The following is a 23,144-nucleotide window of genomic DNA, read 5'->3' as shown; positions in this document are numbered from 1 at the left end:
TTTGTTTGGTTACTTTTATTTTAGCAAAAGTGTTCTTATTTTTGTACAACAAAATAATCCAGATGCCAATCAATTTGACTGGTATCTGGATTTTTCGTTTAGACTTATGTCCCAAGCTCCTTTAGTTTCACGACTATGATCTGATAAACTCATTCCGATTATATTAATACCTAGCTACTGAACAATTAAACATAATCGTAATACATAGAGCCAGACAACTCCTATTAGTTGTCTGGCTCCCTATATTTTAAACGCGTTTTAAACCACTCACGAATAGTGGTCAATGGGCTAAGAGAGCTGACCTCTTTCGGAGATTCCAGTTCACTAACATCCAAAAATTCAACATGAAGATCAACACCGCCTGTTTCAATTTGCAGTAAAGATTGCTCACTATGACGCTTCTTGACATTAATCTGGATCATATCAAGTCTGTTCACCAACTTATCAAGCGACACACTCGCTAAAGCGTCCTTCGGCAAATAAAAACGCAAAACCGCGTGATAACCATCTGTTTCTTCATCACTTACAGCCGCCTTAACATACTGCTTAATATAAAATTCATAGGCTTGTGTGCCACCATCAATCATATGAATCGGATTTAAAATCCAATAAGCCAGCATGACCTTTTTAGTCGCATCTCTCCAAGGAAAGTACGCACGGTTATTTAAAGAACCAAAACGCCGATCCTCTATATAATGACGAGTATCATAATTATATAGCCGTGTTGTAAAATGGCTCGCCTGACTTTTTACTATTGGCTGCAACGACTGATTCTGATACTGAATCATTTGCGTATTCGCTCCCATTTTGACAAACTCTGTACAAGGCTCCCTCAAAACCCCCACACCATTGTTCCACTCTAGTTGATCCATTCCCAACTGTTCACGAAAGCTGTATTGGAAGGCCAAATTACGAGGATGCTCCCAAGTAAAAGGATCATCATAAAGCGTGATCTGGACCACCTCATTCTCGTGTTCAATCGCTTGTTCGACTTGTTGAATCGTCAAGAATGCCTGTTTCGGAATCGCATAATAGTAATCCGAGCTAAACCACATTTTCCAACAAGCGGTTAGACAAAGTCCCTTAAAATAGTTATCATAGCCTGGTAACTGACTACAATCAATCACGACATTGTGAGAGTTATCAAACATTTTTGGCAAATCAGGCGCACTCTTAATTTTCTCCTCAACACGCTCTTCAATTGATTCAATGTTGTTACTTAAAAATTCATCGATACTGCGAATGTATGCGTATAATCCATTAGTTTCCATGCGTTTAGTAATATAGTCATCAATCACAGATTGAAACTTCTGATAAACCTCTTCATTAACTAATAGACGTTCTCGTATGAATCCTTTAAATATATGAATCGACATCTCACTATTCAGCCCTTTTATGGACAGTAGTGTATCTTCTTCTGCCATCTCCCCTAAGCCTTCAATTGTATGTCTAAGACTTTCTAAATCAAAATCAGTAGAAGCCATCTCATTGATAGAATACGTTTGCGGGGTGATCAAAATTTGACACAATGTTAACCAATCATTGACAGTATCGCGAATGGCTTGTTTACTCGTAAACGCTCGTTGCTGCGTCAATATATATAATTGTTTTTCACTATCCATGGTCAACACCTCCTAGTACAAGTTCTCTAAGTTAATTATAACTGATAAATCCAAGATAGTATAACTTTCTTCTTCCTTTCTCGGATTAAATCAGGCTCAATCATTTTTTTGACATGACTTTTCATTAAAAAAAGCATATACTGGTATCAAGATAATAATATAAGTGGAGGTGCGCCATGGCATTAGAACATAAAAAGAACGACAAATTAGAAAAATTATTTGAAGAATTTGCCTTCGATCCTTACCAAGAGGAGCAAGCTGCTAGAGATAGACAAGTCCAAGCAGAAGCTGAAAAGTTTCTTTTAAAAGAACAAGAGCAGCTAGCAAAGAAGAAAAAGGAAGATTAAAAAAGAATGGTTAGCACCTAATTAAAGGCAGCTAACCATTCTTTTATTTATAACGAACCACTTTAGTTCTCAAATTACGCCTTGCCAGATCAAACACAATTAAACCTCCTGCAATTGCGCCGGCAATTGCTACCACTCTAATTCCATAATGAATAGCTTTACTGTATTCCCCAATAATCAAATGATACGTCATTTGATAAGAAGTCCCTCCTGGAACTAATGCAACAATTCCAGGAATATTGTATAAAGTCGCTGGCGTATGACGGTGACGAGCAAAGTAGTAACTAAGCGCTGCTATCGTCAAAGCGCCTAAAAAGGTGGAAACTGTCACACTTAAGCCAAACAATACACCCAACCAATAAACGAGCCAACCGCCAGTCCCACTTAACCCACTATAAAGCAACGCATCCTTTGGCACACGCATAATGATCGCAAAACCAACTGACGTAATGAAACTAAGTACCACTTGTTCTATTACAATAACACCCATGAGTTAACTCCTCTCCTAATTCATCACATTAAACGCAACAGCAATCCCCGCACCAATCATCATCGCAATAATTAACGCCTCAACACCTCTAGAAATCCCTGAAAGCATATGTCCCTCTTGTAAATCTCGAACCGTATTAGTGATTGCCACTCCTGGAACTAATGGCATAATACTTCCGATAATCATGTCATCGATCGATGAACCAACCCCAAGATTAGTCATCATAAAAGCCAAAACCCCTATTGCAAAAGACGCCATAAATTCATCGACATATTTCAATTTTAAATACGTCACACTTATCATGTAAACGGTATAACCACCTGCCCCAACCACGAGCGTTGCCATAAAATCATTCCACTGTCCCCCCAGCAGGACCATTAAGGCGGCACTTAATATACCTGCACAGACAATCTTTAACACCGTTTGCTTAGGCGGTTCTTCTTTCAATACCAGCGTTAAAGAATCAAACAGCTCTTGGAGACCAATTTGTTTTGAAGAGAACTGCCACGAAAGCTCATTAACCCGAGAAACTTTCCCTAAATCAGTGGTTCGTTCGCTTATCCGCTTCATTTGAATACTTTTTGTACTTTCTAACCCCATCAAAACAATGGTCTGGGTCACAAAGCTAATGCCTTCTTCATTATGATAATTGTCAGCAATTCGATTCATTGTATCTTCCACTCGGTACATCTCTGCGCCATTTTCAACCATAATTTTCCCTGCTAAAACGCAGGTTTCTAATAATAACTCTTTTTCTTCCATGAGATGCCCTCCTCAATCATAAATAGATTAGATACTCTTTTCAGCGTAATTCCCAATCCTATCTATCATAACAAGCAATGACTAAAAAAGACAACCATTTCAGACAAAAAAAGAAGCTGACAAACGTAACTATTTGTCGGCTCCTTTAAAATCAACGAATCAATAAGATACTGGGTAACACTACTCTCATTTCAACCACTGTTTATAATTTTCTTAATGTAATTCTGGCCAATACTCTCGATTGACTTCAATCAGCTCATCTAATACTTCTTTAGCCACTTTAGCACTCGGAACAGTTTTAGACAACGTTAGGGCTTGCCACATTTTTTGATAAGAGCCTTCTACCCAAGCTTCTACAATCAATTTTTCAACTGCAACTTGCTGCTCCATCATCCCTCGATGAAAGGTGGGAATCCTTCCCTGACAAAGGGGCTCTGGTCCATCATATCCTACAATACACGGAATCTCAACCATGGCATCTTCTCTAAAATTAGCAATTGCTCCGTTGTTTTCCACAATCAGTAACATTCTCTCACCCGTATTAAAAGCGATGGCTCGTGCTAAATCAACAATAAATAGCGCATGATTATCAATGTGAAAATCGCCATCATTAAACGTACCTGTTTCAACAATTTTCCTAGCCGCATCAAATACATTTTTTTCTCGCCCCGCCATCACTTCATTAGCGCGCGTGTAAGTCGGATCAGAATGTTCCACGACATAATCAGGATATAAGTAATACTTCAAATAAGTATTAGGTAAATAGTCAGGTGCCACTGCTAATAAATCTTTGGCTTTTTTATGCGTTTCTTGCCAAGACTGATCCATATGCTGCGTATCCACCTCAATCTGAGTCAAATAACCATTTTCTGCCACATAGTCACGAATTTCGGACAAATACTCATGACCTTCTCGATCCTTAACACTCGTCCACCAGCCGAAATGATTCAAGCCAAAGTACTTAACAGTCAACTCTTTTGGTTGCTTGTTGATAATTTGCGACATTCGTCGTAACGTCCCGACAGGCATGTCGCACATATTAATTACCTTGGAATTTGGTCTAAGGACACGACAAGCCTCTGCGACAATCGCAGCTGGATTAGAGTAATTTAACATCCACGCATTTGGCGAATAAGTTTCCATATAATCAATCAAGTCCAACATATCGCCAATACTTCGCATGCCATAGGCAATCCCACCGGGTCCACACGTCTCTTGCCCCACAACACCGTGTTTCAAAGGTATTTTTTCATCTAATTCGCGCATACGGTATTTACCAGTTCGAATATGCGCCATACAAAAATCGACATTTTCAAAAGCTTCTTGAGGATTCGTTGTATAAGAAAAATTAATTTCTGGTGCTTTTTCTTTAATGACTATTGCCAATGCTTTTGCTAGAATCTCTTGGCGCTCACGATCATTGTCATACAAGGTTAACGATGAAATGGGTAACTGATCCAAGTTATCTAATAACATCATCACAATCCCAGGCGTATAGGTACTCCCGCCTCCCGCAATAACAATCGATTGTTTTTTCATTTATAACTCCTTCTTTCCAGTTCTAATTACTTGTTTCCATCACACTGTCTACTAATTGCCGAACCTTTGTCACCTGTAACCCATAAACAACCTGTACATTTTCATTTTTTATTATCACACCACTCGCGCCTGTCTCATTTTTCAAGCGGTCCTGATCAACTAAATCAGTATTCTTTAAAGTTAACCGTAACCGTGTGTAACAGTTATCTACCGTTTTTATATTAGCCTGACCGCCTAAAGCAGAGACAATCTCTCCACCTAGATCAGAAACCTTATCACCTGTTTCTTTACCAGCTGCCACTTTTTCCTTATACTCTTGTTTACTATGGAGCTTAACTTCATTATTATCCTCTCTGCCAACTGTTTTAAAGTTAAATTTAGTGATCAGCACTCTAAAAACAACATAGTAAATGACGAAAAAGAGCAAGCCAACCAGAATATACATCGGCCATCTAGTCTTACCAATTCCTAATGGGAGATTGTATAATAAGAAATCTATAAATCCGTTAGGACCAATCGCTCGCACACTCAACACATTTAAAAGAACCATGCTCAGACCACTTAAAATAGAGTGAACAATGAATAAAAGCGGCGCAACAAACATAAAAGAAAACTCAATTGGTTCAGTCACACCTGCAATAAAAGAGGTAACCGCAGCTGGAATTAGAATCGCTTTAACCTTGGTTTTATTTTCAGGTTTAGCTGTTTGATACATCGCCAAGCAAGCGCCGATTAACCCAAACATTTTTGAGATGCCTCGCGCATCCCAGATAACACTCTGCGATAAAACCTTGACAGCTGGATCGGCTATTTCTGCATAATAGATATTCCGCGCTCCCTCAAAAACTTGCCCACCAACTTCTGCTACACCACCTAATGATGTATATAAAAACGGTGTGTAAACTAAGTGGTGTAGACCTGTCGGGATCAAAAGACGTTCCAACATACCATAAATAAAAATACCAAAATTACCACTTTGATTAATGACTGTTCCTAGACTGGTGATGCCAGACTGTACAAGTGGCCACACATAAGTGAGTATAACTGCCAAGATTACCACTGCTGGAATTAAAACAATAAACACAAATCGTGACCCACCGTATATTTGAAACGCATTATTAAAGCTGGTTTCACAATAACGATTGTGCACATATGCCGTAATAATTCCTAAAATGATTCCCAGAAAAACCCCCATATCCAAGATTTGAACCCCTAAAACTAAGGTCTGTCCTGTTCCACTTAAACTATCGGCCTCAATCAAACTTCCACGTATCCCCATAAACTTATTCATGGCATTGATAAAAACTAGAAAGCCTAACACCGCAGTAAAACCGGCTTCCGATTTTTTCGTTCTAGCTAAGCCCACAGCCAAGCCTACACAAAAAATAAGACCTAAATTACTCAAAATTGCTACTAAGGAACCTGATAAAATTGTTCCAAAGCCCTTTGTTACTGGATTATCTAAAAATGGTAATTTCTCCATCAGTAACGGATTAGTAAATAAATTACCAACCGCAATCAAAATCCCCGCAATCGGTAAAATTAATACCGGGATAAACATTGCTTTAGAAAATCGTTGCAGCCCATTCATCATACGCTCTTTCATAATCGTCTCCTCCAATTGTTGATGGTTTCATCTTACACTGATTCCCTGTCTCTTGTAACCCTATTCAAAAAAGAAGAAACAAGTTACCCAAATCAGGAACTTGTTTCTTCTTTTAGCTGTTGGCTTATTAATTGATTATACTCAAACACCACCACTTCCATCGCTAACAACACTTGAGAGAAAAAGGCATTAGCACTGGCATTATAGTCATCGTATTTATGAGCATCGTTAATTTTTATCGTTGGTTTGCCAAAGGAGCTTAATGTATTGGCAATCTCATTTGTAAAAGCAATTACTGGGATGCCATTCTCGGTTGACGTCCTCACTTTTTCGATTACCTTAGCCGTTTCGCCCGACTTTGAAATAGTCATAAAAACACCTATATCTTCTAAGTTATTTTCAAATACGCCGACCGAATCATTGCCCGTTGAAAACATAACACGCTTTCCAAGAACAAGTAGTTTTTTATAGAGATACTCTGCTATAATGCCAGAAAAACCATTCGCATAAACAAAAACAAATTGCTTATCAATGTCGACCAATGTCTGAGCCACTTCCTTAAACAGGCTGGGGGAATTCAATTCAAATAATCGATCGTAAGAAAATAATCGAGTATAGTCCGTCTCCTGATCTCCCGATGTATGCTGAATCAATGGCATCAATTTATAATTCATATCAACAAATCCGTTGAACCCCAATTTTTTTGCCAAGCGCATAATTGTCGAAGTAGATGTTAACGTATTTTGTGCCAATTGACGAATCCCCATAGTCAAAATCTCATCATGATGCAAGACTATATAACTCAAAACCTCTTCTTCCAATGGACTTAATTTTTTATTTTCAGCTAACTTTTGCACAATTGTATTAGACATACCATCACTCTTCCTTCGTTGATGCAATAACTTCACGTATCAAATCCAAACTCTGTTCCGAAGCGACACGGTCCGCATACATAACACTAACAAACAACGCATCAATGATACTTAATTGAGTAATTCTGGAAGCCAAGGCTTCAGGTCGAAAAGCAACTTCTTTTGATGTCGAAAGCAAACAAATATCCGCCAACTCTGCTAGAGGGGATAGTAAAAAACTCGTAATGACGATTAATTTCGCTCCTCGCCTCTTAACTTGACCTGCAATTTGTAGGCAATCACGACTTTGACCCGAATGAGAGATTAATACCGCACAATCCTCCTCCGTCATTCTCGCCGCTCGCATCAATTGAATATGGCTATCCGTTTCACAAGAGACATCTAAAGGCGATCGTAGAAATTTATGATACGCGTCCATCGCAATAACATTGGACCCTCCGACACCAAAGAACATCACTCGGTTACTTTGAGTCAACAGCTTAACCGCCGCCTCAAAATTACTGTCATCAAGTAACTCAACCGTATCATTTAAAGCCTGTCGATTGGCTTCAAATACTTTTTTGGCAATTCCTTTCGCCGTATCCTTCTCTGAAATTCCTTCATATATCTCATGCTCCAAAGGATTCTCCTGTTTCTTGAAGGTGGCTAAGTCTATCTTGAATTCCTTATAGCCTTTATAACCCAATCGCTGACAAAACCTAAAAACAGTTGATTCTGCCATTCCCAACTGACGAGATAAATCTCCGATTGATTGATGAATAATTCGTTCGGGGTAATTCAAAATATAATCAGCAATTTGTTGCTCCTTGCGACTTATATCGCGATAAATTGACTTAATTTTTAATTCAATTGGATTCTGCATAAACTGACTCCTTAAGCTTCTTTTTTTTATTATAGCATGAAAACAAAAGAAGTTTTTTTCTTGCAACTTGAATAAAATAAAATTTTATTCTATAATAACATTAATAAAAATAAATTACTTGGAGAGTGACAACATGAAATTAGGAATTATCGGTTTAGGAAAAATGGGCTTAAACTTAGCAATTAATAGTCAACGTCAAGGTCATGACATTATCGGCACTGACATTAGCAGCGATTGCCTACAACGTGCTCAATCAGAAGGGATTTCAACGACTGAAAGCATTTCCGATCTTCTTTCAGCACTACCAACTCGCAAAATAATCTGGGTAATGGTACCTAACGGAGAGCCTTTAGTTGCAGTACTAAAGGAGTTAGACAACCTACTCCAGCCCGGCGACATCATCATCGATGGAGGAAACTCAAACTATAAAGAATCGCAAGCGCGTGGTGCAAGCTTTTCAGCTAAAGGCATTTATTTCTTTGATATTGGCACAAGCGGTGGGACAAGCGGAGCCAACCAAGGGGCTTGTTTAATGATTGGTGGAAACAGGGACATTTTCAAAGAAATTGAACCCCTCATTCAAGATATTTCAATCGAAGACGGCTACCTTTATACAGGTGAAGTTGGAAGTGGACATTTTTTAAAAATGGTTCATAATGGGATTGAATACGGGATGATGCAGGCCATAGCTGAAGGCTTTGAAGTTTTAGAGAATGGCCCCTTTGAGTATCAATTAGAAGAGGTCGCACATGTCTGGAACCATGGTTCAGTTGTTAGATCTTGGCTAATGGAACTAGCAGAAGAAGCCTTCAAAACAGATCCTAAGCTTGACTCAATTAAAGGAATTATGAACTCCTCTGGCGAAGCCAAATGGACACTTGAAACTGCCTTAGATTATCAAATTCCGACTCCTGTTATTGCATTGTCCTTAATTATGCGTTATCGTTCTTTATATGACGACACATTTACTGGCAAAGTTGTAGCGGCACTTCGCAATGGCTTTGGGGGGCATGCTGTCGAAAAAAACTAGTGTTTTTACTGGGAGGAAACGATGACTTCTTTAATAATCAGCATTGATATTGGCACTACCAGCACCAAATCAACTATTTTTACACGTTCTGGTCACGCTCTAAATTCTTTTTACCAAGGCTATCCGATGACGAAAAAAGTAGATGGAACAGCAACCCAAGATCCTGACACGATCTTGAGTGCGGTGTTAGAAACATTAAATAAAGCATTAAATTCTCAAAAAGAAATCAGACAAAACTTGATTGCCGTCACTTTTTCTAGTGCCATGCACAGCTTAATTGGACTAGATAAAAATAATCAGCCAATCACGCCTGTTATCACTTGGGCCGACTCCCGTTCCAATGAGTTTGCAGAGAGCTTAAAACAAAGTCCACAAGGAGGGGACTTTTATCAACGAACTGGAACGCCGCTTCATCCAATGACGCCACTGAGTAAAATCTTGTGGCTTAAAAGTCAAAAAGAAACACTTTACAAGCAGATTACCCTATTTACAAGTATTAAGGAGTACATTTTTTTCCGCTTGTTTGGCCAACATCTAGTAGATTATTCCATTGCTTCTGGGACTGGCTTCTTCAATATTCACACGTTAACATGGGATCAAACCATTTTGGATTACCTAGAATTAACAAATGACCGCTTACCAAAAGTGGTACCACCAACAACTCAATGTCATCATATGGCAGAATCTTATAAACAATTACTAGATTTTCCAGAGGACGTGCCGTTTATTTTAGGTGCCAGTGACGGTGCCTTAGCCAACTTAGGCACCAACTGCATCACTCCAGAAAAGGCCAATCTTTCTGTCGGCACTAGCGCGGCTCTACGCTATACCGTTAAGGCCCCCCTTCTGCACCCTCACGGGGAAACCTTTTGCTATTTACTTGACGAGGGCTACTGGGTTATTGGTGGGGCTGCTAATAACGGGGGCATGATTATCGATTGGGCTAGAAAGCAACTAACTGGAACCGAATGGGATTACGAGTCATTTATGAATGAAGTCGCACGCATTCCAGCTGGGGCAAATAACTTGTTTTTCCATCCTTATCTGAGTGGAGAACGAGCGCCTATTTGGAGCGGCAGTATTCGCGGCTCTTTTACTGGGCTATCGCTTAGTCATACTCATGGGCACTTGATGAGAGCAGTACTTGAAGGGATCTGCTTCAATATAGCAGATATTTTTCAATCATTAAATTCGCTCACACCTCCCCCACTCAAAATTTGTGCGTCTGGTGGCTTTTCCCATTCAAAGACTTGGAAACAACTAATGGCAGATACACTTGGCCATCCCATCACCTTTCCACAAACTCACGAAAGCTCGGGATTAGGTGCCATGATACTCGCTCTGAAAAGCTTGGGACATCTTTCGAACTATGATGAAAGCTGTCACTTAGCAGTGTTTCAAGAAGGAGATACAGAAGATATAATCATTCCAACACATGAAAATCGCTTATTTTACCAAAAACAACTAAAAAAATACCAACAATTGAAACGTCTGACTCTCCAACAAATGACGATTTTAGCAGACGACTAAAAAAGGAGACAACTTGATGATTACTATACTTGAAACAGAACGACTGACAGTGGTTCCAATTGCCCTCGAGCATGGGCCAGCTTTACATCAATTTTGGTCAGATGAAGCGGTCACGGCTTATATGACGATTGAGCCATTCACAAAACTCGAACAAACAACAGAGATGATTGATTTCCTAATAAGCCTAATGTCAGAAGATCAAGCCACTCGTTATACCATTATCTTAAAATCAACGCAAGAAATAATCGGCACTTGCGGATTAAATTATCTCGATCATGAAAATAATCGAACAGAAATTGCCTACGATTTAGGTGCTGCCTATTGGGGTAAAGGCTACGGAAATGAACTTCTTGTAGGGTTTGTCGATTGGCTATTTAACCAACAGCACTTTCACCGACTTGAAGCAAAAATTGATCCTAATAATTTCCCCTCCATCAAGCTGATTGAAAAATTAGGCTTTAAATGTGAAGGCCTTTTACAGGATTATGAAAAAATTGGTGACACATACTTTAGTGTTCTAATGTATGCGCGACTGGCCAAGTAAAAAAGCAACAAAACGCCATTTTTTGCGTTTTGTTGCTTTTTTTATAACTCTACTGCATCACCAGTCGGTAAGGGCTGTTTCTTTTCAGCATGCTCTGTCAAATAAGTCATCTGATCCTCTGGATACCGATCATAGGCCGTTTCAACAATCTCGCTCACTCGTCCATAATCATCCAAGAGCAAAATCAATGCTAATTCTTCCTCGTCATCATTAATTAATAACGCCTGCTGCCCCTCACTTGTTTGACTTAATTGGTAGGTGCCTGTATCAAAATAAAGATCTTCTACTATATTTATATCCCAAGATAAGCGGTCATCAACCTCATCTGTTACAAAGTCAAAGATAGCATCATAAGCCTCTTCACGCTCATCCGATGGCAATAAGAAATAATCTACCACTACTTTATTTACGATCTCTGATATTGGAGTTTTAGTTTTTGCCACCAGCTCATCAAACGCTTTTGGTTCCACTTCTTGCCAGCCTTCTCCAATAACCGCCGTCACCGTTTCCCAATCTGTCACTTCTACAAGTAAATAGGGAGCCTCATCTTGAGTAATCAAATAATAAGCTGTTTGATCGTCTATTTCTCTGTAAACAATATCATAGACACGAGAACCATCTATCCGTTCATCCATAACGTGGGTTTCAAATAAATCAGTTAAATCAGCACTTACCCACATATCAATGTAGTCTTCTCTCAAAGACTCGATGTCATCGCGAGAGTCTGATTTATCTACAAAATACGTTAAGAAACCGTAGCCCGGATCATCCGTTTCCAACCAGTCTTCATCATACGCGTAATCTGAATCAACATACTCTGTATCATCGTCATAGTAACTATCAGTGTCGTTTGACATCGCTTTGCTTAAAAATGATAGACCCATAGCGCCAATCACTACGAAACGAATAATCGTTTTATAGTCTACCTTTTTTGTCTCTTTAGCAGTATCCACTCTACTTGGACTAGCAGTTAGACCTTTAAAGCCACTCGCATTTTGTAGACCCTTGACCAAGCCTTGGTACTCATTAGTCAGATTATTAAAATGCTTAGTTGCTTTAACACGATCCTTAACTCGGTAAAATACCAAGCCTACTAGTAACTCTCGTAAATTATCATCCAAGTAATTGACTTGAGGATTTTCTATAAATAAACTATCTTCCAACGAAAGAGTTTTTGACTTTAAACTAGAAAAAATAACACGCAAAAATTTAGCCGTCTGGTTTGATACCTGGTCCAATGAGGTATCTGGCGCTAAAAGATGTTTAGCAATTTCCCGATTAGGCTCATTGTTGTAAACTAATTTTTCAAGACCCTTTTTTGTCTCATAGATCGCCGCTAAATTTTCCACATCTCGATCTACAACCTGATACTCCGCTAGCCATCCTTCTTGATCATAAAAATAAGCAAATAAGCCATCAATCTCAAAGCGTCGATTAGACCAATCATCCTGTTTAATCACATAATAAAGCGTCAAGCGACGGTCAAGGTACTCGATAACTTCTTCTTCAGGTAGATATAAAACCACTCCAAATTCAAAATCAGGCAAATCATCGATAGCCATAAACCAGTTAAAAGACGAGCTCAATTCATATCGAGCTAAATCTAATTCCTCATAAAGATACAGTAAAATTTCCTTAGGTAAATACGATAGTTGAGGCTTCAATAGCGGTAGAAAATTTTCTCGAATTTCGTTAAACTCCTCGCTAGACCATTGTCTACGATAGCGGAAGCAAGACTCCCATTCTTTCAGGACAATCTTTCGTGACCAGTCCGCCAATAATTCACGACAATCTTCAATGAACCGACTTGGCACAGCAGCCTTATGACTAATCTGACTCACCATACCCGCAATATTAGTGACTTTCTCTGAGAAATCTTGTGAGGTCTCAGGTTGCATTGCTTTTTCAGGAACAGACTCCGAATTAACAGGTAATTTAGGCTTTTTAGCTTCTTCTATCTCTGCTTTTACTTCAGGTTGTTGTTCTTTAACTGGTTGCTTTGTTTCCTTCAACCGCTCTTGTGAAGCCGCATTGCGTTTACTCGGCACTGTTTTTCCAACTGAATTAGACGCTGTTTCACCCTTTTTTTCCTCGATAATCACTGACGGTTCAACCGGCTCTTCGATTATTGGTAAACTAACCTCTTCTTTTACCTCAGGCAACTCAGCCTTTTCTGTCACCCATTGGTTTAACTCATCTTCTTTTTTTACCTTCTGCTCAACCACTGTTGCCACACTGGCGCTAGATTCTTGCCCAATGGATGTACCTAAATTTCGCTGAGACTCAATAAAATCAAGGGCAGCAGCTTCCGCTTCAGCAAGTTTATCATAGCTCTCCTGAGAGATTTCTTCCTTTGTTTCCAATGTCTTCAAGCGCCGCATTTCTGTTACATATGCTCGTTTGATATCTGCGATATTAGTCGTTGATTCGATGCCTAATACTTCCCAAAACCATTCCATTTCCTTCACCCCGTATTTTCCAACAAAACTCGTTCTTCTCCCATTATACAATGTTTTCTTATTAAATCTCCTTATTTTAAAAATAAAAATAAAAAAATTAAGAAACGAGTAGAGGGTGAGACGTTGTCTCACCCTCCCTTTATTTCACGTAAATTATGTGAAATGTCTATTTAACAATTATGACATCAAAAACATCTAACCGCTTATCGGCACTCATAACTTTTCCTGACAATATATCCGTCTTACCAACAAATTCTTGTGGTAAAATTTGAGGCTCAGATTGAAAATTTAAGACAAATGTATAAAGCTGTCCTTCTTTCTCGCGAGTGGTAATTTCCAAGCCAGTGGTCTCAGAAACTAATGATTGAAGTCCGCTCTCTTTAATTACTTTGCTGACAATATGAGACAAACCACTCGTCTCTAATTGACTGCCAACATACCAGGTCTGTCCCTGTCCAAAACTGTGTTGAGTCACAACTGGTGACCCTGCATAGAAATCATTTTGATACGTCGCTAGCGGATGGGCTCCCTCAAGATGTATAATATCGCACAACAAGTTACATTTAGTTGTCGTACCGTCATTAAAAACACTGTGATTAAATTGCTCAGGTGCCAAAGCATCAATTTCTTCCACCCAGATACCTAGCATCTCACGTAAAGGTCCCGGATAGCCACCTAAATGGACATTGTCAGATTCATTAACGATGCCACTCATAAAAGTAGTTAAAAAGTGCCCGCCCTGTTCGACAAAGGCTGACAGTCTTTCTGCCAAACCTTCTTTTACCAAATATAAGACAGGTGCGATAACCACATCGTACTGGCTGAAATCGCTATCAACTGAGATCATATCTACTGGTATCTGCTTATCATAAAAGGCTTGATAGTACTGATGGATTTGCTCGACATAGGTCAAATCTTTATTAGGTCCACTAGTATATTCCAACGCCCAATAATTATCCCAATCGAAAATAATCCCTACTCGACTAGTAGTGCGTGACATTATTAATTGATCACCAAGAGCCTCTAACTCATGACCTAACTCAGCTACTTCTTTAAAAACTCGAGTATTTTCATGTTCTGCATGAGCAATCACGGCTCCGTGGAATTTTTCGCATGCCCCAACAGATCGTTTCAACTGAAAAAATTGAACTGTGTCAGAACCATGTGCGACTGCTTGATAGCTTTGAGCTCGCATTTTTCCTGGTCGTTTTAATGAATTATATGGCTGCCAATTTTGTTGACTCGGAGTTTGTTCCATCAACATAAACGATTGGCCTTCTTTTAACCCCCGCATCAAATCGTGACACATTGCAGAATAGCTCGGTGGAGTATCATAGCTTGGATAATTATCCCAAGAGACAATATCTAGCTCTTTAGCCCATTTAAAGTAATCAAGATTTTTGTAAGTTCCCATTAAATTAGTCGTAATTAGCGTGTCTTGATCGAACTCACGAATCGCATCTCGCTCCATTTTGTAATTCTCTAACAAACTATCAGAGTTAAAACGACGATAATCCAATGAAATACCTGCAAAAGCGGTGTCTTCATACCCAAGCCCTTCACTTAGCGCATTAGGTAGCACAATTTCATCCCATTCGTAGACACGATGTCCCCAAAACTCCATGTTCCAAGCCTTATTTAACGCATCAAGCGTCACATACTTAGTTTGCAACCACACTCGAAAAGTCTTCTCACAATTCTCACAAAAACATTCACCACCATACTCATTGTTAACGTGCCAACACGTCACCTTTGGATTAGCACCATAGCGTTCGGCTAATTTACTGGCGATCTTTCTAGCAAATTTTTGATACACTAAACTATTTGGACACGCATTATGACGCTGGCCAAATTTATGATGGCGTCCTTCAAAATCCGTCCGAGCTACTTCTGGGTATTTCTTAAACATCCATGCCGGAAGTGCGGCTGTCGTAGTTGCCAAAACAATGTCATAATTATCAGCACTTAACAGGTCAATAATTTTATCAAGTTCGCTGAAATCATACACCGCTTCTGAGGGTTGAATTTTAGCCCAAGAAAAGATATTCACACTAGCAGAATTAATTGATGCCTGTTTAAAAATTCGTAAATCATCAGACCACGTTTCCTCAGGCCATTGATTTGGATTATAGTCGCCCCCATATAACATTCTTTGAAACTTTCGTTGAGACATAGATTTTACCTCCATTAATTTGTTATACTTTTATTATAAGGCGTTATTCTAACTTTTGTGTAAGTGACCACTACACTTTATACAAGAATACGAAACAAATTATTCGATAAGGAGGCAAATGAACAATGGCTATTTTATTCAATGTAATGGATACCTCATTACCTTTAGCAATCGAAACCATCGGCTACGATTGGGAACAAGAACCAGTCGAACGACTGGCAGGCTACCATTATTATCACTGGTTGCAAACAAGTCACGGCAGTGGAAAAATCGTCATTGAGGGCAAAGAGATTGCTTTAAAACCCGGTAAGGGAGTATTGATATTCCCTTTCGTTAATCACCACTATTACCAGACTTCAATAGAGCCTTGGCGAACAAATTTTGTTACTTTAGGTGGAACCATTGCCTCAACTATCCCAACTATTTTGGCAGTCGATCACTACTGTCAAGCTAGTGACAGCCTTAGCTTTTCCTTTTCCGAATGGAATGCTCAACTCTACGAACAATTGACGAAATCACAGCCGCTTTCGCCGCTTGACTACTCAATCGAAGCCTATCGTTTTTTAGCAAAACTTAAAGAGCATCATTTTCAAGAACAAGTAGTGACGGATGAGCGTTACCTCAAATTTATTGCACCTGTTCTTAAGTGGATTGACGACCACTATATGCTTGATTGTTCCACTCACGACATGGCTCAACTCGTTTTCATCAGTCCACAGTACTTATCTCGCTTATTTCAGCGCTTTATGAAGCTATCACCCTATGATTATTTGACAGCCGTCCGTATCAAGAAGGCAAAAGAACGACTTTTAACCTTGCCTAACGAAAAAATAAAGGATATCGCTAGTCACGTCGGCTTCAATGATACTAGTCATTTTATCGCCACCTTTAAAAAAGCAACAGCCTACACACCTGTCGCTTTTAGAAAACTTTATTAACCAGTCAAAAAAGCGGAAGACGCCAGTCACTTTGACACAGCCTCTTCCGCTTACTATTTTAGTCATCACCTATCTGATAGTTACCAATCATTCAAAGCAAAACCATTTTAGTTTGCCTTAAGTAATTCTCCAACAAATTTCTCTAAACTCACAATATCGTCATCTTCAGCATTATTTTCAATTCTCACGGTCGCAGCCCCTTTAATCGCACCCGTTTTTTCAAATTGCTCGACGAAATCATCTGCGGATTTACAGTAAAACTCCCCATAAGCAAGATCTCCAGAGCCTACGACTCCATAAATTTTTCCCGCTAACGCTTGATCTGGCAACTCCTCATAAAACTCTTCAAACTCAAACGGCAAATCTCCATCACCATATGTATAGGTCGCAATAATACAAATATCTGCATCGTCAAAAAACTCTGCCTCTACCTCTGATACTTCTTCTCTTTCAACTGTTGCTCCAGCTTCGGATAATTTCTCTTCAAGAATTTCTGAAATTTCCTCCGTGTTCCCCGTCATACTTGCATACACGATTTTTGCTAACGTCATCACTATTCTTCCTTTCATTCCGCCATTTTTATCAAGCTAATTCACGCCTCGAACTTGATATAGCCCTCTATTTACTCAATCATAACTAGGATAAACTGGCATGAAACCCATTTCATTTATCCCTCTATTCGATTGTAGCACCTGCTAAATCACTAATTTTTCAGCAGATTTTTTATGAGTCTACACACCGGTCACATGATAATTAGTGACAAGCCTCACTAATGTAATCTCTCATGACTGAAACAATACTTAGTTACCATTTTACCCTTACCCAAGTAGACAAATCAAGAGTTATTTTGCTTCTACTAACACCTTTTTGGGCCAATTGATCCTCTACTATTGCTTGATAGCTTGAAGCAAAAAAAGTGGCTGAGGTATTTGCCCCAACCACTTGACTAATTCGATGTTAACTCACTAAAAATTAGCTACCTGGCCAAATTTTCTTAGCCAATTCCACTACTAATGAAATTTTTTGCCATTGCTGCTCCTCTGTTAAATGATTACCTTCTTCAGTCGACGCAAATCCACATTGAGGACTCAAGCATAATTGCTCCAGCGGTACGTATTGAGTTGCCTCTTCAATACGCTGCCATATCTCCGCTTCAGTTTCCAGCTCTGGAAATTTCGACGTAATCAAGCCTAACACTACTTGTGCATCCTTCTTCACATATCTTAGCGGAGCAAAATCCCCTGAGCGATCCGTGTCGTATTCTAAAAAGAATCCATCAAAGCCAGTTTCGCCAAAAAGTTCAGCAGCCACAGGTTCATAAGGACCACTACCTGCATAAGTTGACGCATAATTTCCTCGACAAACGTGAGTCGTAATGACTAAATCCTCTGGACGACCTTCTAAACTACCTTGAATGTTGGCTAATGCCAATTCTTTTTCTAATGCCAAATTAGCCGTCACATGCTTGCCATTCTCATCAACTGAGCACAAATACCCCCAAAAACAATCATCAATTTGCAAATTACGACATCCTAACTGGTAAAAGGCTTGAATAGCCTCACGATAAGCTTGCTGAATATCGCGACAGTACTCCCAAACATCAGGATAGATCTCTTCATTTCTAATACCGTCGTGTAGTAATTGATTAGGGCTAGGAATAGTGAATTTAGTTACCTTATCAGTCGACACCAATTCATTGACAAATGTAAAGTCATCTAAAAAAGAATGAGTCCCATTAAAGGAAATCTTCCCTGTATTACGAACATTTAATTTACGCGTCTCCACCCCATGGAAAAAATAACCATGCTCTGGCTCAAAGCTTTCAAATCCATTTAATTCCGCCAAAAAATCAATATGCCACATTGAGCGACGCAATTCTCCATCAGTAATTGTTTTCAGACCTAATGCTTCTTGTTTTTTTACCAAACGTAAAATTTCACTGTCCTCAATATCTCTTAAAGAGTTGCGATCAAGCTCTCCCTTTGAAAATTTCTCACGGGCTGCTTTCAACTTAGCTGGTCGTAAAAAGCTCCCGACATGATCCGCTCTAAAAGGTGCCTTTGTTCTAGTTAACTCAATTGTTTTCTCTGTCATTTTGTCTTCCTTCTTTCCTACTTTTATTTATAAGTCACTGAGATAACCGAATTCAAATCAAAATTTAAGATAAAAAAAACGCCCCTTCTCCTCATCATATGATGAAGCGAAAGGACGAAAAAATCGTGTTACCACCTTAAATTTATAGCTATTTTTCAATCAGCTACCTCAAACACTACGTGAATTACTAACAATTCGAATAGTGTGGCACTATAACGGGTGCACCCGTCACAGCTTATAACTTACGTCAGTCAGCTGTCCCACTCAAAGGCCATTTTCTCTCGTACATCCAACTACGCCTTTTCAGCTACCGGCGTTCTCTGCTGAGTTTTCTTTACAAGTTACTTTCCTTATCACAGTGTTTTAATTTTTTTCTCATTTAACTTTAATCTAAGATACCATCAAAGAAAAAAATTGTCAACAATTTTTATTTGCTCTTATATTTAATTCCAACACTCATCATGGTAGAAACTACAAGTGGACATCTATTAATTTTGTAGTAGCCTTAATTTGAATGAAATATCAAGAACTCTCTCTATTGAAGGGATGATTTCACAAAAAAGTGCTATTGGCACATCTAATACTATGAATTATAAAACTTCTCTTCAAGTAATAATGGTCAACTTTTTAAAGGAATTATTGCTATGAAAGTACTCATTACTAGACTTAAACAAGATAGTTGTTTTAAAATGAGCTTGAGATTTTTATATAAAGCTAGAAGCCCATCTAAACCATCTTTTCTTATATCCTACATACTTTAAAATCAAAAATAGATAAACTTACTGCTTTTATTATTTTAATTTTTTTCATTATTTATAGCTACAGTCCCTTCCTCAGCACAGACCTCTAAAACAAGCATTAATCCTGATATTTGACTTGTTTCATAGCCAGAAAAAAGAAAGTCTATACACTTTTATGCTATCACTCATTAACAATCTGTCTTTTAAGTTTGTTATTTGATTATGGAAGGTAAAAATAGTTCATAGCAAAGGTAACACAGTATACTTTTTCATAAAACTAGGAGCTCAGTATCGATTGCACCGCCAATGCAATCAGCAAAGTTTCTACCATCCATACTGTAAACGTTATAAACACTTACACCAATTAATCTTACTAGTTGCTGACTCAATAAAACTAATAAACTCCTATGATGTTTTTTTAGCTACACTTCTGCAAATATTAACAAATCTCAACATACTAGATATTTGACTAACAAACAAATGTATATTCAAGCATATTTTTGCAATTTTTACAAAATCAATAATTCCTTTTCTTTTGAAAAATAGACCAGAATATATAATCTTTTTTGTAAATTAACTATTCTAAAACACTCTGTATTATTCCCTTTCCTTTCATTTAGATAATAACCTTCTTTTTAAACAAAATAAGAGATTTTGTTTTAAGTGAACCGATAACATTAATAAATAATGGTATAATAGTAGTACTAGTAAAGCAACGAACAACCGTATGGTATGAATATCCAGCAAGAGATGTACAGAAAATCCCTAAAAATGGCTACTCACAGGCTGGTAAAAAGAGCTCAAGAACCCATTTTAAAAGTTCTTAAAAAAGACTCATTAATATAGAGATTCGTCTATCTGGCCAAATCGCCTTTAAGCCAGCCAGAGTTCCTTCAATAATTTTTTTATTAAACATGGATGAATGATTATTCTGGTACCTCAACCAAGGTGAAAGAATGAGGATAAGGAATTCACAAAAAGAAAATGTTTTAAACTAAATTCACATAATCAAATCTTCAATTGAACCTAATGGAAATATTTCAGAAATCACCACATTCTACTTCTCCACATTATAGGAAAGAGTAGAGGAAATAGACACACCACTTAAACAGCTTATAAATAGTTGAAAGGAGATTACGTTTTTGTATCATGAAGAGTAAGTATTAATTAGCGGTGAGGAACAATACCTCAGCCATCATATAAGTGATAAAAAAGAAAATCCTTTATTACTTTTTATACATGGAGGGCCAGGCATGTCACTGACTTCTTTTATCCAACCTGTTAGTAGAAAATGGAGTAATTTATTTCATTGTGTCTTTTGGGATCAAAGAGGCGCTAGTCGAACATTTCTAAAAGCTCCATTAAGTGTTCCAACCATTGAACAAGCAACCGCAGATCTTGAACATGTCGTAGATTATTTGAAACATTATTATCAAGTAGATAAAATAGTACTTGTTGGTTATTCGTGGGGAGGCATTCTTGGTTCTTTATATAGTTTACATCATCCCGAAAGCGTTCTCGCCTATGTTGGAACAGGACAGTTTATTTCAATAAAAGGTAGGAATCAAGCTATATATCAACAGCTTATCCAAAAGGCAGACGCGCTTCAAGATACAAGTATGAAATTAAATTTAGAAAAAGCCTGTGACAATAAAAATAAATTAGATAAATTAATTAAAAGGTATATAAAGCAATTTAATGGTGATGGTATGGATGGTTTGACGATTTTTGAAATGATTGGGCTATTCATCAAAAGTAAAAATGCCAAATTGACAGACATTCGCCCTTTCCTGCAAGCTCATAAAGTCAATGATAAACTGCTCAATTACCTTGAAACATTCAATCTGTTAGATTGCTCGATGAACTACGAGACTTCCATTTATTATCTACTAGGAGAAAACGATTTTCAAACGCCTATCTCCCAATCAAAAGATTACTTTAATATGATTGTTGCAAAAAAAAAGCACTTAATAGTAATTAAAGGAGCAGGACATGCTCCTATGTTTCGAAATCCAACAGCATACTATCACGCACTTGAAAAAATTCGGTCTGATATCGATCTAAACTAGCAATGCTAATAACGATTGTTGTCGATTCAATTCATAGCTTCTCAACTGCTACAATTACGACTAGTGTTGCGGAGATTTTTTATTAAAAAAATCTCAGTTTAAAACTACTCATATACAACTACAAAAAAATCCTTTATATGGATAAGTGTAACTCAAAAACATCTTTTCAAAAATGGTATTCTTCAAAAAAGTTTGAAAACTTATCGAAGAATACCCAAATGCTCATTCAACAGTATGATTATTATAGTAAGAAACTTGATTTTCAAACAACCTTAAAAGTCTTGCTACATGCGGTTTATGAAGAATATCCAAACTACCACGAGATGAGTCGTGCCTTTCTTGATCAGCGCCTATGCCTAGAAGTAGGTATCAAATCGATTTGACTTAAAGCCTCAAGAAATAGCGGATATCTATCAGGTAATGTGGCAAATAGAGCTATTTTTCAAGCAGTTGAAGCAAAACTTAACCATCAAGAAGTTCTACTCACGAAATGAACAAGGTGCCATCAATCAAATGATTCTGACATTAATTGCGACACTACCTACATAATTAAACTGGAGTTAGAAACGTGTGCGACTATTTTCAACTCAAACGAGCGTTTCACTATTTGAGGGTTGACTCAGTAGAGCATTGATTAAAGCCATCCGTTCCGATATAATTGTTTAACTGTCGTCCTCACACTTGTTTTGAAACTAAATTGACTAAAAAATTTCTGGAAACGGTCATCCATTACGTGAGCATTGATCGTTTTTTCATTTTTTCAAACAATCAAGTTTCATCACATACAATAAGGTGAGATATTTTTCTCAAATGTCGATTTTTTATTAGCGCTTCTCGCCATCAATTGTGGTTGCTGCTGATACCGCTGTCGCCAATGAGACCGCCATCCCTATCGCTACTAAACATAATACTAGTTTTCTATTCTTTTTTTCATAACATCCTCCATTATCAGTCAATTTAATAGGTCGCAGCTAACGCCTGTTCGCACTAAGATTATCATCGTGCTTATCTCTGACAAATGGATCCCTAATACTTTATCGCACCTAATAGTAATTAAGATATAACTGAGTACTCCAACTCATAATCTTGACTTGCTTCTTTCGAAGGTACGCGAAGCGAGCCATGATGGTCTTAAAGTCTTTCCCAAGCACATGTAAACTAGCCATTACGACTGTATCTCCTGGAACGAGTTGACCGACCATTCGCTCAAATTCGTCTGACTTCTCATTTCCTCTAGATCGCTCTATAAAAATCGCCTCGCAGTTATAATCTGAGACGATTTTAAGTTGATCATTGGTTGGGATAGCCGCCCGTTGTCTGATATACCCATATATCGCCATGACTCTCCTCTTCCTCCTCGTATAATAAGGTTATCAGATTTATTCTGATAGTTCCTTTTCATCCCCATAAGGGGTATGATTATTTCGTACAGATAGAGGTCGTAGTATTCCTCCTTGAAGTTTTGTC

Annotated in this window: 21 protein-coding genes and 1 other annotated feature; of the genes, 8 read left to right on the top strand and 13 right to left on the bottom strand. The window is 38.2% G+C overall.

The window, feature by feature from the left end:
- Positions 1 to 224 precede the first annotated feature (224 nt).
- Positions 225 to 1,622: a hypothetical protein gene (locus AC5KOD_RS05135; RefSeq protein ID WP_496913461.1), complete on the bottom strand. Its 1,398-nt coding sequence runs from the start codon at positions 1,620 to 1,622 to the stop codon at positions 225 to 227.
- 176 nt (positions 1,623 to 1,798) lie between these two features.
- On the opposite strand from AC5KOD_RS05135, the gene AC5KOD_RS05130 reads away from it, so the two are divergent.
- Positions 1,799 to 1,969 (top strand): SPJ_0845 family protein, encoded by a 171-nt coding sequence (locus AC5KOD_RS05130; protein WP_496913460.1) that lies wholly within the window; start codon positions 1,799 to 1,801, stop codon positions 1,967 to 1,969.
- A gap of 43 nt (positions 1,970 to 2,012) precedes the next feature.
- Here the strand turns inward: AC5KOD_RS05130 and AC5KOD_RS05125 are convergent, their stop codons facing one another.
- From AC5KOD_RS05125 to AC5KOD_RS05100, 6 genes are all read right to left on the bottom strand, one after another.
- Positions 2,013 to 2,459 (bottom strand): threonine/serine exporter family protein, encoded by a 447-nt coding sequence (locus tag AC5KOD_RS05125; protein ID WP_496913459.1) that lies wholly within the window; start codon positions 2,457 to 2,459, stop codon positions 2,013 to 2,015.
- A 15-nt stretch (positions 2,460 to 2,474) separates the two neighbouring features.
- Positions 2,475 to 3,221 (bottom strand): threonine/serine exporter family protein, encoded by a 747-nt coding sequence (locus tag AC5KOD_RS05120; protein WP_496913458.1) that lies wholly within the window; start codon positions 3,219 to 3,221, stop codon positions 2,475 to 2,477.
- A 213-nt stretch (positions 3,222 to 3,434) separates the two neighbouring features.
- The gene (locus AC5KOD_RS05115) at positions 3,435 to 4,760 is read right to left on the bottom strand and encodes a 6-phospho-alpha-glucosidase (RefSeq protein ID WP_496913457.1); all 1,326 of its coding nucleotides are present in this window, start codon (positions 4,758 to 4,760) and stop codon (positions 3,435 to 3,437) included.
- A gap of 22 nt (positions 4,761 to 4,782) precedes the next feature.
- Positions 4,783 to 6,366 (bottom strand): PTS transporter subunit EIIC, encoded by a 1,584-nt coding sequence (locus AC5KOD_RS05110; protein ID WP_496913456.1) that lies wholly within the window; start codon positions 6,364 to 6,366, stop codon positions 4,783 to 4,785.
- A gap of 92 nt (positions 6,367 to 6,458) precedes the next feature.
- The gene (locus tag AC5KOD_RS05105; protein ID WP_496913455.1) at positions 6,459 to 7,238 is read right to left on the bottom strand and encodes a MurR/RpiR family transcriptional regulator; all 780 of its coding nucleotides are present in this window, start codon (positions 7,236 to 7,238) and stop codon (positions 6,459 to 6,461) included.
- Positions 7,239 to 7,242: 4 nt separating this feature from the next.
- The gene (locus AC5KOD_RS05100; protein WP_496913454.1) at positions 7,243 to 8,100 is read right to left on the bottom strand and encodes a MurR/RpiR family transcriptional regulator; all 858 of its coding nucleotides are present in this window, start codon (positions 8,098 to 8,100) and stop codon (positions 7,243 to 7,245) included.
- Between the two features lie 133 nt (positions 8,101 to 8,233).
- On the opposite strand from AC5KOD_RS05100, the gene gnd reads away from it, so the two are divergent.
- From gnd to AC5KOD_RS05085, 3 genes are read left to right on the top strand one after another with little or no spacing between them, the layout of a single operon-like run.
- Complete coding sequence (gene gnd / locus AC5KOD_RS05095; protein WP_496913453.1) at positions 8,234 to 9,130, top strand: phosphogluconate dehydrogenase (NAD(+)-dependent, decarboxylating); 897 nt, start codon at positions 8,234 to 8,236, stop codon at positions 9,128 to 9,130.
- A 21-nt stretch (positions 9,131 to 9,151) separates the two neighbouring features.
- Entirely contained in the window at positions 9,152 to 10,660 is a 1,509-nt protein-coding gene (locus AC5KOD_RS05090) for a gluconokinase (RefSeq protein WP_496913452.1), read from the top strand.
- Between the two features lie 16 nt (positions 10,661 to 10,676).
- Entirely contained in the window at positions 10,677 to 11,204 is a 528-nt protein-coding gene (locus AC5KOD_RS05085; protein ID WP_496913451.1) for a GNAT family N-acetyltransferase, read from the top strand.
- 41 nt (positions 11,205 to 11,245) lie between these two features.
- Here AC5KOD_RS05085 and AC5KOD_RS05080 read toward each other — a convergent pair whose 3' ends face one another.
- Positions 11,246 to 13,663 (bottom strand): hypothetical protein, encoded by a 2,418-nt coding sequence (locus AC5KOD_RS05080; protein ID WP_496913450.1) that lies wholly within the window; start codon positions 13,661 to 13,663, stop codon positions 11,246 to 11,248.
- Positions 13,664 to 13,829: 166 nt separating this feature from the next.
- A complete protein-coding gene (locus tag AC5KOD_RS05075) occupies positions 13,830 to 15,836 on the bottom strand; it encodes a beta-galactosidase (protein ID WP_496913449.1) in 2,007 nt (668 codons plus the stop codon).
- 125 nt (positions 15,837 to 15,961) lie between these two features.
- On the opposite strand from AC5KOD_RS05075, the gene AC5KOD_RS05070 reads away from it, so the two are divergent.
- Positions 15,962 to 16,774, top strand: coding sequence for a helix-turn-helix transcriptional regulator (locus AC5KOD_RS05070; RefSeq protein WP_496913448.1), 813 nt, complete (start codon positions 15,962 to 15,964; stop codon positions 16,772 to 16,774).
- Positions 16,775 to 16,881: 107 nt separating this feature from the next.
- Here the strand turns inward: AC5KOD_RS05070 and AC5KOD_RS05065 are convergent, their stop codons facing one another.
- Together AC5KOD_RS05065 and AC5KOD_RS05060 are read right to left on the bottom strand one after the other, a co-directional pair.
- Positions 16,882 to 17,325, bottom strand: a complete 444-nt coding sequence (locus AC5KOD_RS05065; RefSeq protein WP_496913447.1) for a flavodoxin — start codon at positions 17,323 to 17,325, stop codon at positions 16,882 to 16,884.
- Between the two features lie 421 nt (positions 17,326 to 17,746).
- The gene (locus AC5KOD_RS05060) at positions 17,747 to 18,868 is read right to left on the bottom strand and encodes a 5-methyltetrahydropteroyltriglutamate--homocysteine S-methyltransferase (protein ID WP_496913446.1); all 1,122 of its coding nucleotides are present in this window, start codon (positions 18,866 to 18,868) and stop codon (positions 17,747 to 17,749) included.
- 107 nt (positions 18,869 to 18,975) lie between these two features.
- Positions 18,976 to 19,234, bottom strand: a binding site (T-box leader).
- A gap of 1,540 nt (positions 19,235 to 20,774) precedes the next feature.
- On the opposite strand from AC5KOD_RS05060, the gene AC5KOD_RS05055 reads away from it, so the two are divergent.
- The 3 genes from AC5KOD_RS05055 to AC5KOD_RS05045 all read left to right on the top strand — a co-directional run bounded on the left by AC5KOD_RS05055 (position 20,775) and on the right by AC5KOD_RS05045 (position 22,226).
- Positions 20,775 to 21,677, top strand: a complete 903-nt coding sequence (locus AC5KOD_RS05055) for an alpha/beta fold hydrolase (protein ID WP_496913462.1) — start codon at positions 20,775 to 20,777, stop codon at positions 21,675 to 21,677.
- 218 nt (positions 21,678 to 21,895) lie between these two features.
- Positions 21,896 to 22,060: a hypothetical protein gene (locus AC5KOD_RS05050; RefSeq protein ID WP_496913445.1), complete on the top strand. Its 165-nt coding sequence runs from the start codon at positions 21,896 to 21,898 to the stop codon at positions 22,058 to 22,060.
- 37 nt (positions 22,061 to 22,097) lie between these two features.
- Positions 22,098 to 22,226, top strand: a complete 129-nt coding sequence (locus AC5KOD_RS05045; RefSeq protein WP_496913444.1) for a transposase — start codon at positions 22,098 to 22,100, stop codon at positions 22,224 to 22,226.
- Between the two features lie 275 nt (positions 22,227 to 22,501).
- Here the strand turns inward: AC5KOD_RS05045 and AC5KOD_RS05040 are convergent, their stop codons facing one another.
- Positions 22,502 to 22,633, bottom strand: coding sequence for a hypothetical protein (locus AC5KOD_RS05040; RefSeq protein WP_496913443.1), 132 nt, complete (start codon positions 22,631 to 22,633; stop codon positions 22,502 to 22,504).
- Between the two features lie 87 nt (positions 22,634 to 22,720).
- The gene (locus AC5KOD_RS05035) at positions 22,721 to 23,017 is read right to left on the bottom strand and encodes a recombinase family protein (protein ID WP_496913442.1); all 297 of its coding nucleotides are present in this window, start codon (positions 23,015 to 23,017) and stop codon (positions 22,721 to 22,723) included.
- Between the last annotated feature and the right edge of the window lie 127 nt (positions 23,018 to 23,144).

Source organism: Vagococcus sp. WN80Y (genome assembly GCF_059621045.1).
The sequence above is the reverse complement of the archived record's forward strand: the minus strand, read 5'-3'. Positions and strand labels throughout refer to the sequence as shown.